A 14,811-nucleotide genomic window follows, 5' to 3' on the forward strand; every position below is an offset into this window, starting at 1 on the left:
CTCACATCACCTTCTCTTTTTGATCCATATACGTTGTGTAAATTTCCTCCATTGCACTTACCGTCTGCTCCTGTGCAAATGCGTGAGCCATAGAACGTCCCGCTTTCCCCATTAGGTGAAGCTGGTCCTTTTTATGATAGAGCTGCTGTAAATAAACGGCTAAACCATTCACATCATGCGATTTGACTAAAAAGCCGTTCACTCCATGTTTGACGAGCTCACAATGCCCTCTATTTTCTGTTGCAATCACCGGCTTTTCAGCAGACATCGCTTCAAGAAGATTCATCCCAAGTCCTTCTCTCAAGCTGGTTGATACACATACATCGCTCATATGCATCCAATCTTCGATGTGTTTGCAAAATCCCACAAACTGTACATGTTCCTCAAGATTCAGCTGACAGACCAGCTTTTCATAGGACGACCGACTCGTCCCTTCTCCAGCAAATACAATTTTCACATGTGGTATATTCCGATACACCTGCGCGCAAGCTTTGATAAGCATTCCTTGATTTTTATTGTCATTTAATTCACCAGCACACAGCACGATAAAATCTTGCGTGGTAAAACCATATGTTTTACGAAGGCGGTCTTTTTCTTTGCCATCAACTGGTGCAAATCGCTTCATATCGACACCCATACCGGGAACATAATGCACAGCCGCCTTCTCTTTTGACAGACGATCGGCTCTTTCATAGTCTTCTCCATTAATGGTGATGAGTGCATCTGTATATTGAACGAGCCATCTCTCAACTGGATAATAAAGCAGCCAATTTTGAAGCGGTGCCCCCTTCCAAAAGTGAAAGCCATGCGCTGTGTAAAGAACTTTCGTCCCTTTTTTGCGTGTTGTTTTCGCCGCTAGCCTGCCAATGACACTCCCCATCGGTGTGTGACAATGGATGAACTGATAATGCTCTTTTTCTAACAGCTTTTTCAGCTCCACATAAGCAAGCCGGTTGTGCAAATGAAAAGGGGAACGCTGAATCGGAATGGAATGCGCTTGATCCACATATGGCAGTTCCAGCTGGCCATTTGCCGCTGTATGCACTTCCCATCCTTGTTCCTGAAACCACCTGAAATACGGGAGATGGAACGCCTTAAAATGATAATCAACCGTTGCGCAAAACAAGACTTTTTTCTTCATTGGCAAGTGGCTCCTCCTCTCGTTGCATCGGTTCAGGCAATACATCATGCGACTCAATGGCGGCAAACAAGGCCTGTCTTAATTGATCGTCATTCATCATGTTAAATTCGTGAATAAAGCGGTTCAGCACATACGGATCTCCATCCAAGGCATGCCCGATATGGATTTTCGGAAAAATTTGCTCCTGTGCTTTTTCATGCTGGTTGAGTAGCTCCTCGTACATTTTCTCTCCGGGACGAATCCCCGTAAATGTGATGGGAATCTGGTCTGTGGTGTAGCCTGAGAGGTGAATGAGGTTTTCTGCGAGGTCGACAATTTTGACTGGCTCCCCCATATCTAAAACAAAAATCTGCCTTCCTTCTGCTAGTGCACCAGCTTGAATAACAAGCCTTGATGCTTCTGGTATCGTCATAAAATATCTTGTCATGGCTGGGTGCGTAACAGTCACTGGTCCACCTTTTTCAATTTGTTTTTTAAAGATTGGAATGACACTGCCCCGGCTTCCGAGTACATTCCCAAACCGGACGGCGACAAATTTCGTTTCACTGCTTGCCCCCATTTGCATAATCACCATTTCAGCAAACCGCTTTGTCGCTCCCATCACATTGGCAGGGTTGACCGCTTTGTCAGATGAGATGAGGACAAATGTTTCAACTCCGTGCTCATGTGCAGCTTCTGCCACATTTTTTGTCCCGATAATATTGTTTTTCACCGCTTCTTTCGGGCTAATTTCCATGAGCGGGACATGTTTATGCGCGGCGGCATGATAAATCATATCCGGCTGAAAACGACCAACGATTTCACTCATTTTTTGTTTATCTTGAATATCCGCAATTTGTGGATATAGGCTAATGCTATCTCCATACAATTCTTTCAGCTCTAGTAAAATAGAATGAATGCTAAATTCTCCATGTCCCACAAGCACAATCGCCCGAGGGGCAAATACACAAATTTGACGACAGATTTCTGATCCGATAGACCCGCCAGCTCCTGTCACCATAATCGTTTTTCCTTTTAGGTGAACGGATAGACGGCTTGTATCTAATTGAATCGGCTCTCTTCCAAGCAAATCCTCTGGCTGTACATCCCGCAATTGATTCAGCGCATGGGTTCCTTTTAAAATCTGTTCCATTTCCGGCATAATCTGTGTTTTGATTCCAGTCGCTACACATTCCTTATACAGTCCTTTTAATGTGTGACTGCTTTTGGATGGAATGGCGATAATGATTTTTTGAATATCCATCATCGCAACAGCCGTTTGAATATGTTCTTTTCCCCCAAGAACAGGCAGCCCCATAATTTCAAGCTTATGCTTTGTTTTGTCATCATCAATGAAAGCGACCGGCTCAATATGTACATCACTCGACTGCTGAAGCTGACGAACGATAATGGTTCCGGCTGATCCAGCGCCAATGATTAGTGCCCGCTCCTTTTCAACTTGAAACCGCTTCGCACCATCATGAAACAGCCTGGATGCCATACGAGATGCACCGATGAATAACACATGGAAAAGCCAGACAATAAATAAAAAGCGAAATGGCCATGTCTGCACAAAAATGTACAGCATCGTCATGGAAAATAAAAATGAACACGCAAAGGTCTTCATTAAAGAAAATAGCTCTCTAACCCCTGTATAGGCCCATACTTGCTTGTACACGTGAAAAACATACGAAAACAAATGGTGCCCGATCAGTAGACTGAGCGAAGAAATGACGAGCATTTCAAATGTATATACGGTTAACGCTGCCTCTTGAACAAATTGAAAGCCAAAAAAGACGGCAACTAAAATGAGATATGAATCTAGTGCCACGATGATTGATAATCTTTGGGCGTAAGTCAACGCTCCTCCCCCTTTTTAAAGCATCACTATTCTTACATAAAATGGGCATCAAACCCGTCCTCACATCCCACTACCGATGACGAGCATCTAAGGCATATGTCATGCCCACAGCAGGATCGAGTGCCTCCGTTGTTAAAGATTAGGAGACATCACCTATCAATCTCTTTAATACATATAGTGCCTTCCCTTTTTCACTTTCTTGCCATTTAGCATCGCCCCAAGCAGTTTCCCTGTCGTACCCTCTAATACTTCTTTTGATTTCTTCACAGCGGCAATCTTCGTTTTACCGCTTAAAACCACAAGAATGCTTCCATCCGTCCGGTTTGCTAATATTTTTGCATCGGCTACAGGCAGAAGCGGTGTGGAATCCACAATCACCATGTCATACTGCTGCTCAATCTCGTAAAATAGCTGCTTCATCACAGAGGAGGAAAGCAGCTCAGCGGGATTTGGCGGAATGGTCCCACTCGGAAGCAGCTCTAAATGCTCAATCGGAGTAGGCAAAATGGCTTCCTCCAAACTGCAATTATTTAATAGCACATTGGTCAATCCGGTGTGCGGACTCAGATCAAAATATTCATGAATAGCTGGTTTACGTAAATCAGCATCCATGAGCAAAACCCGTTTTTTCTGCTGTGCAAAAACAGCTGCCAAGTTTGCAGCCGTAAATGATTTTCCTTCCTTCGGCAAGGAGGATGTGACCAATATCGACTTCAGCCTCGTTTGAATCGACGTGAATTCGATGTTCGTTCGGATCGTTCGGAATTGTTCCGCAATGACAGAGTGAGGATTTAATACAGAAATGCAGGATAAATCTCTTTTTTCTCGTTTTTTCCTCTTAAAAATCAATGTTCTGTCCTCCCGTTATGACGGACTGCTTGTCTTTTTTTGCCCTCCTGTCTGCATGCATCTGATAGACACTGCCGAGCGACGGCAATCCGATCTCTTCTCTTATTTGATGTGTTCGTTTTACCGTATCATCGAGTAAATTCATTAAGAAAATGAGTGTCATTCCCCCTAATACAGAGGCGCCTAGTGCCAGAACGATGTGAACGAATTTACGTGAGTTCATTAGTATCGTGTTGGACAGCTTGGCTTCAGACAAAACATTAATGCGATCCATATTCATGGTTTTTTTGATTTCTTCTTGCAACACCTCTGTGGCTGTATTCGCAATGGCTACTGCCTTCGCTCGGTCCTCATCTTGTACAGAAATATTTATGACCTCTGACTCATTTTCTGTACTTGTGGCAATTTTGTGTTTTAATCCTTCAGCCGATTCTGTAAGATTGAGTGTTTCTTTTACTTTTTCAATGACGATTGGACTTTTTAATAGGACTTGAAAGGTACGTGTATATTGAAGGTTCATCTGAATATCGTTTAAATTTGCTTGTGCATCACTGCTTCGTTTATGAACAAGAATTTGAGTGGTTGCCTGATATACAGGAGTCGAGACATAGAACTGATAGTAGGCTGAAATGCCCGTTACGATCAGGACAATCAGGATCAGAAGGGCCATTTTCTCTTTTATGACAGAAAACAGCTGCTTAAAACCTATATTCTCATTCATAGATACCTCCCGATTTCATCATAAAAAGGTTATATATGGTTTCTTTTTGTTAATGATTGGATTATAAAAGATAATACCCGCAAAGAAAAATGTCATAATAGGTCTTATAGTTCTTTTTAAAGAACGAAATCGTTCGTTTTCTTTTGTTTACTTCCTGTTTCTTACGTTTTTGAATTTTATAAAGAACAATTTATTTCTTATAATGAACGAAAAGGTCGCAGAACGATTCGCCGGGGAGAAGGGAGATCATATATCGAATGATTGGAAAGGTGATACGCATTTACCGAAAGAGGAAAGGATACTCAATCCAGCAGTTGGCTGAAGATGCCCATGTCTCTAAATCATATTTGAGTAAAATTGAGCGTGGTGTCCATCGTAATCCATCTGTCCAGTTTTTAAAAAAGGTATCCTCATCACTAGACATTGATTTACAAGAGCTGTTTGATGCAGAAACGATGATGTTTCATTACGCTGAGGGCGGTGAACAGGAGTGGCGGGATCATATCGTTCATGCCGTCCAATCCGGCATGCCTAAAGAAGAACTGTATCAGCTGCTCCAAACCTACAGAAAGGAGCAGGAAGGAAAGACATTGCATGTCCATCATAGAAAGTTGACCGACTCAAATATGTCAGAATGGAAGCGTCTCATGAGTGAAGCAAAGGCCATTGGCTTAACCATCGAGGAAGTGAAAGCGTTTCTTACCAATATGGGAGAACACCGGGCGTAAGCCACTGAGATCAAACCAATTTGCGGGGAGAGGCGCTTGTCGCTTCGATGAAATAGAGCCTTTTTGCATGAAAAGGCTCTGTTTTCTATTATTCTTCTTTTTTCGTTCGTGCTTTTTTCGTAATATCATTGTTCTTCCAATAGGCCCATAGTGATGTGATGCCAAGAAAGGCTAATGTAATGAATTGCTGCACGCCTTCTTCATCAATTGGAATTGGGCTTTTCCCTGCAGCGGTGAGAGCGCTGTTCACAAGTGCCAATAAAAGCAGCACAAGCCTCGCTATAGTGCCTGCACTAATTTTTTGAACCTTCAATGTAACCCCTCCCCTTATCCTTTCATACGGGCGATACTGCTCGTTCCCTCTCATATGTATGCAAAAAGCGCATGAATAGAAGAATGAATCAAAAAAAGAGACATCATTCCTAGATGCGGAATGATGCCTTGATTTATGTGCTGTTTATTTAGAGAACATCTTTTTTGCTTCATCCATTGCCATTTTGTTGCCTAGAGCTGAATAATCAAGCCATGGCTGATCGGCAATCGGATACACTTGGTTTTTCTTTACGGCTTTTAGGCCTTTCCAAATCGGTGTCTGCTCTAACTGTTTGAATGCCTGCTGCGCCTTATCATCACGGTTCACGACAACAAAAATAGCATCTGCATCAAAGTCAGGAAGCACTTCTTGAGAAATGACTTCAAATGGACGTTTGCTGTCCAGCTTTTTCACACCATCTACAGGTGTCAGTCCTAAATCATCGTATAAAATTGGCCCCATCGGACGTTTCATACTAAATACTCGAAGCTCTTTTGCTGTTACACGAATTGCCATCACTTTTCCATTCCCAATCTTTTTCTGGATGAGTGATTTGACTTCTTTTGCTTCTTGATTGTAGTCCTTAATATATTGATCGGCTTCTTTTTCTTTATTGACGAGCTTGCCGATTTTTTTCAAATGATCACGCCATGTGCCATCATTTAAATTGAACACTTCGGTTTTGGCAATTTTTTTGTATTTTGATAAGTCTTGTCCAGCTAGTTCTTCATCAACGTAAATGACATCTGGTTTTAAAGCAAGCAATGACTCCATATCAGGATCTGCTGCGATGCCCAGCTTCTTCGTTTGGCTAAGCTGCTTTTTCGCATGTGGAAGGAAATCTTTTAAGTCTCCCCCTACAACAGAGCCAGCAGGTTTTATCCCGAGTGCTAATAAATCATTTGTTAAATGAATCGACAAGGATGCAATCTTAGGTGTTCCGTTTTCATCTTGATTTGTTGTCTTCTTTGTTTCCTGTTGACCACAAGCGGCCAGAATCAAAAAACAGAGCGTTAAACCAAACACAAGTACTTTTTTCATGATGAGTTCCTCTTTCTTATTTTGTTTTTGTTAATAAATAGAGAAAATAAGGTGCTCCGATAAAAGCCACAACCACACCTGCTGGGATGGCATTTGGGGCAAATATGGAACGTCCGATTGTATCGGCACTGACCAGAATCAACAGCCCAAGCAGGGCACTTACTGGTAAAAAATATTGGTGCAGTGAGCCGACAAGACGCCTCGCCAAATGAGGTGCAACAAGGCCAATAAAACCAATTCCGCCTGTCATCGATACACTTGCACTCGCTAGACCTACAGCTAAGGTGAGTAACAACAGACGTTTACGCTGTACACGTACGCCAACACTTGAGGCGACGGCATCACCTAACGTTAACGCATTGAGTGTGCTGGACTGCATGAGCGTAAGCGGGACAAGACATACGATCCAAGGTAGGAGCGCAAGCACATGAATCCAGTCTCTTCCCCATACATTTCCCACAAGCCACCTTGAAGCGAAGGTGTATGTATCTTCATCCAGTTTCAATGACAAATATAACGTCAATGCACTAAACCCCGCAGCTACGGCAATTCCAACAAGGATCAGCCGGATAGGTACAAGCCCTTCATGCCTGTCGTACGCAAGAAGAACGATGACTGACGCCGCAAGTAGGCCTCCACCAAACGTAAAGAGCGGAATGAGTAAAGATGGATTTCCTTCTAGTACGTGAAAATACGTCACAAAGATGATTAAGCCGAATGCGGCTCCTGCATTCAGACCGATAATCCCAGGATCGGCCAGTGGATTGCGGGATAAACTCTGCAAAATGCCACCTGCGATGCCTAGACCTATTCCAGCTAGTATCGTCACGACGATTCGAGGGAGACGATAATCAAACAGCACCGTCTCACTTTGGAAATCTCCAAAGCCAAATAACGTTTTGACGACAACGAGAGGACTGAGTTTCAGCGTGCCGGTATTTAAACTATACAGCACGACAGCCGCACTCAGACAAAGCAAAACGGCTGTCACGACAAGAGCACGCCGTTTCTCTTTCATGACAGGTTCCTCCCTTCTTTTCTGGCAATATATAAGAAGAAAGGAACACCAACAAGTGCCACCATGACGCCAATGGCAAGCTCTCTTGGCGGATTTACTGTCCGGCTGGCAAGATCAGCGAAGACGAGAAGCATTGCGCCTAAAATCGCTGACATCGGAATGACGAAACGATAATTGACCCCAACAAGCTTTCGTGCAATATGCGGAATGACAAGCCCGACAAACCCAATAGACCCAACCGCCGATACAGAAACGCCTGCCAGCAGAACCGCAGCTGCCATACCTAGTATTCGCACTTGCCGAGTTTTCACCCCTAAATTCGCAGCTACATCTTCACCAAGTGATAATAACGAGAGGGATCGTCCTAATAACATCGCCCAAACGATGACAATGAGAATGACTGGAGCAAGGATCATCAGCTGCGGCCATTTGACACCTGCCACACCCCCTGCATACCAAAAAGCCAGATCCTGACTGAGATCAAAGTAAATGGCGATACCCGAGCTTAGCGCATGCAGCAATGCGGCAACAACAGCTCCAGCTACCGTGAGCCGAAGTGGGGTCAGCACGCCTCCAGCCGCCCCAATGGCAAAGATCAGCAGTGTACTGAGAACTGCACCAAAAAAAGAAAATAACATCAATGCCGAATAAGGCATTCCTGGAAAAAAAGCAAAACAGAGAGCGACTACAAACATCGCACCGCCGTTAATGCCTAATATCCCCGCATCTGCCAGCGGATTTCTTGTAATGCCTTGCATGAGCGCACCTGCCACAGCAAACGCCGCTCCAACAAGCGCCGCTCCTAGCACACGAGGAAGCCTTAATTCATGAATGATCTGCTGCTCTGTCACATGAGACTGATAGTCAAACACAGCTGTCCAGACCGTTTGCAAAGACAATGACTTTGCACCGTATGAAACAGCCAAAAACATAGCTGCCAATAAACCAATGACAGCGAGAAAAAACAATAAAAAGAACAAAATAGGTGATGATCGTTTTTGTTGAGATGTTCGCTTATCCGGCAAAATCGGTGTCATCCTTTTCTTCATTAAAAGTCAGTTTGAAAATGAGAATCATAATCATCAAAATTATAGCCGTCAGCCTCTGAAAAATCAATGTACGGCTCAATTTTTTAATTATTGAAGGTATTGGTAGACGGCAAATAAGAGAATTCTTTCCTTCTGCTTTTTCTCGTTCTGAAAGACCTATCAATTATTACAGTATTTTAATAGGAAAATAGTTGACATTCCGCATGAAAATCCCCTAAAATTACAAAAGTAAGTCAATTGTTATAAAAATATTACAAACAGATGTCAAAAGGATAAAGAATGACCCGTCATGAGAGGAGAATTGAAAGTTGTGTCAGTAAAGGGAAAATGGAGTATCATCCTATTTGCGCTTGCCATCGTCATTGGAGCAGTTGCATTCTTTCAAAATCAGCAAGCAAGCGGTACAGAGAAGAAAAATGTGAAGCAGGATACGAATTATAAAAATGTTGAAATTGTCACTCTTGTAAATGACGGGAAGTTTATGAGATATGCGGTGAACTATCCACTTTTTCATCAAAAAAAGCTAGATGACAAGATTCAAAGCTATGCGAATTCAGCATTAGAACATTTCAAAAAGACATTTAGTGAAGCAAAGGACATTGATGAAAACAAACGGTTTGAACTGAATATTGACTATGACATGGTGCACTATGCAAAACAATCTGCGGCCATTTATTTTACGACCTACACATATACAGGTCAGCAAAATGGAACCACTCATCACGTCACAATCAATTTCGATTTTCAGAAAAAAGACTTTCTTGATACAAAAGATTTATTTCAACCAAAAAAGGACTATTTGAAAAAATTATCCTATATTACATACACGGAGCTTAAAAAAGATAAAACCTTGTCTAAGGATCTATCACTCCTTCAAAAAGGAACAGCCCCTACTGATCAAAACTTCAGTCAATTCGCCTTAAAAGAGAAATATATAGAGTTCTATTTCCCAGCTTCTCAAGTAGCCGCAAAGGACTTAGGTCCGCAAACGCTGGCGATCAAAAAGACGCTACTAAAAGATATCTTGAAGCCGGAATATATGAATAAGACCAAAAATCAGAATGAAATCAAAGAACCAAATCCAAAAAGAAAAGCCGTCAAGCTGCCGCAAAAGCCAAAGCTTGATCCGAATAAAAAAGCCATCGCACTCACATTTGATGACGGTCCAAACCCAGCCACAACTTCAACCATTTTAGCAGCGCTGAAGGAAAATAAAGGACACGCCACCTTTTTCGTATTAGGAAGCAGGGTTCAGTATTATCCTGGAATGCTTGCCGACATTTTAAAGGGCGGAAATGAGATCGGAAACCATTCATATAACCATCCTTTATTAACGAGACTCCCTCTAAAAGAAGCGGTCAAACAAGTAAAAGACACGCAGAAACTGATTGAAAAGGCCAGCGGTTATACTCCTACGCACTTTAGACCGCCATATGGAGGAACAAATCCCGACATCAATCAAGCGGTTGGCATGAACGTTTCATTGTGGGATGTCGATCCTGAAGACTGGAAAATTCGCAACAGCCAGCAGATCACAAACCATGTTCTCTCACATGCAGCAGATGGCAAAACCGTACTCATGCACGATATTTATGACAGCTCTGCTCGAGCAGCAGTGAAGATCATACATGAACTGACCAAACAAGGCTACCAGCTTGTCACAGTCAGCGAACTTGAACAATTGAAAAAAGAACGAAACGAACAGACCCCTGTGCAGTAAACACAGGGGCTTTTTTTTATGACTCTAACAACTTCTTTCTTTTCAACAATGCTTGAAACATCTCTTCAAGCTCACGAGAAGGCTCGATGCTTAAACGACTGAGCACTTCAGACAGCTGCATATCAATCAGCAGGAGCTCTTCTTCTTTCTTTGTAGCAGCTGGCTTTTCTTCCTTTTGTTTATATTCTTCATAGGTGCCATCAAAGCGTTCAATGGTCCCCTCGTGCACATGAAGAATACGAGTAGCCACCTGCTCAATGAGCCTTCTGTCGTGGGAGACAAACACAACTGTGCCCGGGTAATCTTTTAAAAGTCCTTCAAGCGCTTCTACTGCCGCAAGGTCTAAAAAGTTCGTCGGTTCATCAAGCATCAGAACATTGGCATCACTGACGAGCAGCTTGGCAAGCATCGTCTTCACCCGTTCCCCGCCGCTTAATACGTTCGTCAGCTTATACACATCGTCTCCCCGAAACCCAAGTCTCGCTAAAACGGTGCGAACGACAGTCTCATCTTGAATCGCCTGTTCCAGTGCATTTTGTAAGATCGATTCATCTAGATTCAGTCCTGAAAGATCTTGGCTGAAATAACCAATCTTCACGGCTTCTGAACGAAAAATCCCGGGATGACCGTTTACAAGCATTCGGAGAAATGTCGTTTTACCGCTCCCATTCTTCCCAATGATCGCGACTTTGTCTCCGCCTCTTACTTCTACATTCGCCTTTTTCCAAAGGACTTTATCTCCTGCCTTGCCATCTACATGTTCGACACGAAAAATGGTGCGGCTTGCCACTTCCTTCATGGTGTGCTGCGTCATTTGAAGAGACTGGGCTTCCTTTACCTTCTCCACCTTTTCTAATTTCTCCATTCTTGTTTCGATGGATTTGGCTGTTTTTTGAAGCTTTTTTTGCTTGTTTGCATAATAAGGCTTTGCAATTTTAGGCCCCGAGGATTTCAGCTTTGGAGATGGCTTTGTCGCTTTGTCGGCTTTTTTCATTTTCTTTTGCAGTGCATGTTCTAACTGTTTTTTCTTCTGGGTATACGCCTCGTACGCCTCCACTTGCTGACGATGTTCGAGTTCTTTTTGCCGGGCAAAATCGCTGTAGTTGCCTTTGTATAGTTTGAGCTTCCCATCTTCTAATTCCCAAATGTCTGTACATAACGCATCTAAAAAAGCACGGTCATGCGAGACGACAATCAGAGCACCTTGATGATAACGAAGCTTTTCTTCTAGCCACTCAATATGCTCCGTATCTAAGTGAGTCGTGGGTTCATCGGCTAATAAAAGGGCAGAAGGCCGGCTTAAAGCTCTCTCAATATAAGCTTGAGTCATCTCCCCGCCACTTTGTCTGCCATCTCCTGTCTTTAGTTGAGGAAGCAGCGTACAAGTTGTAGTGTGTGCAAATGTGCCGCTGTCTGGTTTTTCCCTCCCCGCCAGTACATGGAGCAATGTCGTTTTCCCACTGCCATTTGTCCCTACAAGACCGATTCGGTCCCCTTGATGAATGGCCAGCTCCTCTATATCAAATAACAAGCGATCCTTTCGAAATACTTTTAATTGGTGGGCTCTCAGTAACATCCAACCCTCTCCTTTCGTATCAGGAGACATGAAAAAGCCTCCCATTCTCAGAATAGGAGGCAAAATGGTGTACAAAAATAAGCGTATCGATACAGAATGACATGCGGTTCATCAAATGAGCACACATCTCCCCCGTATCCATCACTTCAATCTTTGATTCCCAAGCTGTACCATCCTATTCCGAAGCTAAAAAATGAAAACGCAGCAAACATAGCAACACATATCGTTTGCTCACTGCCTTCGTTCTTTCATTTTGCTTACAGGTCATAGGATTAGTACTTCATTGCATTGGGTCACCCTTCCGTCGTTTGTTACGTATACGATAAAAGATTGGTTATTTTTTGTCAAGTAGGTTTCCTATTGAGACAGGCTGGCCAATGGGTAAACACCTTACCTATTGCATCTGTTTCGCTTGCATAAACTGATCAATGACACGTAATGCTTTTTCTGTTCCACCTGCTGTTTGGAAACTTTCTTCAATCTTTTCAATCCCATCACGGTACGTGTCACTTCCCAGTACATTCTCTACAGTATCTTTCAGCTGCTTTGCTGTCAGCTGGTCTTTATCGAGTGCACGAGCAGCAGAGAGATCAGTCAGTCTTTTTGCCACCATCGGCTGATCTTTGTCAACCGGGATGACAACCATTGGAACATGATAATGAATACCTTCATTGACACTGTTCATCCCGCCGTGGGTCACAAACACATCTGTCAGTTCAAGGACTTCAAGCTGCGGCACATAAGGCTCGATGAGAAAATGAGATGGCGCTTCTTTTAGGAGAGACATGTCGATTTTTTCACCAGTTGCGAGAATCACTTTTCCATCAAAGTCGGCAAAGGCATCAATACACATATTAAAGAATGCTTCAGTATCTCCAAGAACCGTTCCCATTGAAATAAAGACGACCTTCTCTCGCTCAAGCGTTTCTAACGGGAAATCGTGCTGGTCAGCACGTTTTAGAAAGCTCGGTCCAATGAAAACAAACGAATCATCCAATGCATCAACAGACGGCTGAAAATATTCACTTGTATACACCATATTCAGCTCTCCACGGTTTTTCATGAATTGCATCAAATGCTTTGGCTGAACGCCAAAACGTTCATGTATTTCTTCTAACAGATGAGCCGCCTTCTCATCTTTTCTGTATAGAGGTGTATCAAAATGTGCCTCTTGCAGCACAAAAGAAGGATTCGAACCGATGCCTGGAATCTGTAAGTAATCCCGCACAAGCTCACCTGCTCCAAACATATCAAAATAGACCAAATCAAATGAATGCTGTTGAGAAAGAGTTTCCACCACTTCTAAAATGTCTAATGACGTTTGTAGCATGGCATGGAAAAATGGCTGCATGGACTCTAAATCGCTTTCTTCGACACTTAATGTGCGAATATAATCTGGATGTATATGTATGTGAGCGCCTAAGCGTTTGATCCGCTTTTGATAATGTTCAGTTGTGACCACATGCACTTCATCACCTCGATCAACAAATGCTCTTATCATTCCTAACATTGGGTTCACATGTCCTTCAGCTGGGAACGTAATCATTAAAACCTTCGCCACAAGAATCCTCTCCTTATTGTCAATTCCCTTCCATGTTAATCTTATACAGTGATCGGGCTCAACAAATACGCCTGAAAAGGGCAGAAATGAGTCTTATGGCTAGTATTTTAAGAGGATAGCAGAAAAAAAGACAAAGCCTCCTGTTTAAGTGCTTTGTCTTCTTTTTATTAATTTTTAAGTAGCATTTGTTTAAACGTAGCAGACTGTTTTTCAATTGAGATTGGATCAGCATAGATAAATTCATTGATTGAATAGGATAAAACATGTCCTTGTTTCACTGCTTTATTCTTCTTCCATACACCGCTGCCTGTGATATCTAGATTAGGTGCTTTTCCATCCTTTGTTGGTACAAGTAAATAGTCACCTGTATACTCATTCATCTCTTCTAATGAAATACCGAGATACCCTTCTTTCGGAAGAGCCTTATCCGCTTTTTCAGGCAGGCTAAATCCATACCCTTGATAGATGACCTCCCCACCGCGGCCAAAGTCTGTACCAAATAAGTACACCTGCTTAGGCTGCACATCCATAATGGAGAACGTCTTGTCTTCACCAATTTTTGCTTTGACCTCTTTGCCGTCTTTTTTCAGCTGCTCGTCCATTTCTTGTATTTGTTTTTTGGCTAACGATTCTTTTCCAAGAATCTTTCCGATTTCAATATGCATCTCTTTAAAGCTATGTTCACTTGTTGTGAAAGTGATTGTTTTTGCGATCTTTTTATATTTTTCAACTTGATCATTTTGTGAATAAGCAATGATGAGATCAGGCTTCAGTTTGGCGATTGCCTCCACATTTTCTATCGGCACCCTCTTCACACCTGTTTCATCTAAAAAGGATGATTTAGGATAAACATCTGTCATGCCAACAGGTGTCACACCTAACTTTTTAAAATTTCCAAGCTGTGCTGTTAACACAACAATTCGTTTAGGCTTGTCAGGAATGGTGATCTTTTCACCCGTTTCAGTTGTATATGTACGAGTATTTGATTCTTGTTCTTTATTGTCTTTCTGCCCACAAGCCACCAACAATACTGCCAGCAGACTCATAAGCCAAATCATTTTTTTCACTGACGAAACCACCTTTAATTGAGAATGATTATTAATTATAGCATAAATAGTTTGGTATAGATGTAAAGTTTTAGAAGTGAACGCCACACAAAAACCCCTCTCTTAATGGAGAAGGGTTTGAGAGACCTTGTTCTATCGTGAACTAGGTCGAGCATGAACTCGAAGAACGTATAATTGACATTACTAG

At 42.5% G+C, this 14,811-nt stretch carries 13 protein-coding genes; 2 read left to right on the forward strand and 11 right to left on the reverse strand.

Annotation, left to right across the window (positions count from 1 at the left end; genetic code table 11):
• Position 1: 1 nt before the first annotated feature.
• The 4 genes from FXF70_RS01725 to FXF70_RS01740 all read right to left on the reverse strand — a co-directional run bounded on the left by FXF70_RS01725 (position 2) and on the right by FXF70_RS01740 (position 4,551).
• Entirely contained in the window at positions 2–1,141 is a 1,140-nt protein-coding gene (locus tag FXF70_RS01725; RefSeq protein ID WP_148779737.1) for a glycosyltransferase family 4 protein, read from the reverse strand.
• On the reverse strand, positions 1,107–2,981 hold the full coding sequence (locus tag FXF70_RS01730; protein ID WP_035701475.1) for a polysaccharide biosynthesis protein: 1,875 nt from the start codon (positions 2,979–2,981) through the stop codon (positions 1,107–1,109). Before FXF70_RS01730 ends, FXF70_RS01725 begins: the two co-directional genes overlap by 35 nt.
• A gap of 165 nt (positions 2,982–3,146) precedes the next feature.
• Complete coding sequence (locus FXF70_RS01735) at positions 3,147–3,830, reverse strand: CpsD/CapB family tyrosine-protein kinase (protein ID WP_008347761.1); 684 nt, start codon at positions 3,828–3,830, stop codon at positions 3,147–3,149.
• Entirely contained in the window at positions 3,820–4,551 is a 732-nt protein-coding gene (locus tag FXF70_RS01740; RefSeq protein ID WP_007500132.1) for a YveK family protein, read from the reverse strand. The genes FXF70_RS01735 and FXF70_RS01740 overlap by 11 nt, the downstream gene beginning before the upstream one ends.
• Positions 4,552–4,808: 257 nt before the next feature.
• Between FXF70_RS01740 and slrR the strand changes: the two genes are divergently transcribed.
• On the forward strand, positions 4,809–5,279 hold the full coding sequence (slrR, locus tag FXF70_RS01745; RefSeq protein ID WP_007500131.1) for an HTH-type transcriptional regulator SlrR: 471 nt from the start codon (positions 4,809–4,811) through the stop codon (positions 5,277–5,279).
• An 88-nt stretch (positions 5,280–5,367) separates the two neighbouring features.
• On the opposite strand, the gene FXF70_RS01750 is transcribed toward slrR, so the two are convergent.
• From FXF70_RS01750 to FXF70_RS01765, 4 genes are all read right to left on the reverse strand, one after another.
• On the reverse strand, positions 5,368–5,592 hold the full coding sequence (locus tag FXF70_RS01750) for a phage holin (RefSeq protein WP_008347764.1): 225 nt from the start codon (positions 5,590–5,592) through the stop codon (positions 5,368–5,370).
• 144 nt (positions 5,593–5,736) lie between these two features.
• On the reverse strand, positions 5,737–6,633 hold the full coding sequence (locus tag FXF70_RS01755; protein WP_007500130.1) for an iron-hydroxamate ABC transporter substrate-binding protein: 897 nt from the start codon (positions 6,631–6,633) through the stop codon (positions 5,737–5,739).
• A gap of 16 nt (positions 6,634–6,649) precedes the next feature.
• Entirely contained in the window at positions 6,650–7,651 is a 1,002-nt protein-coding gene (locus FXF70_RS01760) for a FecCD family ABC transporter permease (RefSeq protein ID WP_008347766.1), read from the reverse strand.
• Positions 7,648–8,700, reverse strand: a complete 1,053-nt coding sequence (locus FXF70_RS01765; RefSeq protein WP_038475387.1) for a FecCD family ABC transporter permease — start codon at positions 8,698–8,700, stop codon at positions 7,648–7,650. The genes FXF70_RS01760 and FXF70_RS01765 overlap by 4 nt, the downstream gene beginning before the upstream one ends.
• Before the next feature lie 310 nt (positions 8,701–9,010).
• Between FXF70_RS01765 and FXF70_RS01770 the strand changes: the two genes are divergently transcribed.
• Positions 9,011–10,420, forward strand: coding sequence for a polysaccharide deacetylase family protein (locus tag FXF70_RS01770; RefSeq protein ID WP_017359186.1), 1,410 nt, complete (start codon positions 9,011–9,013; stop codon positions 10,418–10,420).
• A 16-nt stretch (positions 10,421–10,436) separates the two neighbouring features.
• Here the strand turns inward: FXF70_RS01770 and abc-f are convergent, their stop codons facing one another.
• From abc-f to FXF70_RS01785, 3 genes are all read right to left on the reverse strand, one after another.
• Entirely contained in the window at positions 10,437–11,996 is a 1,560-nt protein-coding gene (gene abc-f / locus FXF70_RS01775) for a ribosomal protection-like ABC-F family protein (RefSeq protein WP_222863436.1), read from the reverse strand.
• Between the two features lie 394 nt (positions 11,997–12,390).
• Positions 12,391–13,557: a macrolide family glycosyltransferase gene (locus FXF70_RS01780; protein WP_148779739.1), complete on the reverse strand. Its 1,167-nt coding sequence runs from the start codon at positions 13,555–13,557 to the stop codon at positions 12,391–12,393.
• A gap of 167 nt (positions 13,558–13,724) precedes the next feature.
• The gene (locus tag FXF70_RS01785) at positions 13,725–14,615 is read right to left on the reverse strand and encodes an ABC transporter substrate-binding protein (protein ID WP_073413322.1); all 891 of its coding nucleotides are present in this window, start codon (positions 14,613–14,615) and stop codon (positions 13,725–13,727) included.
• Positions 14,616–14,811 lie beyond the last annotated feature (196 nt).

Origin of the sequence: Bacillus sp. Y3 (genome assembly GCF_008123875.1) — a bacterium.
Classification (GTDB): domain Bacteria; phylum Bacillota; class Bacilli; order Bacillales; family Bacillaceae; genus Bacillus; species Bacillus altitudinis.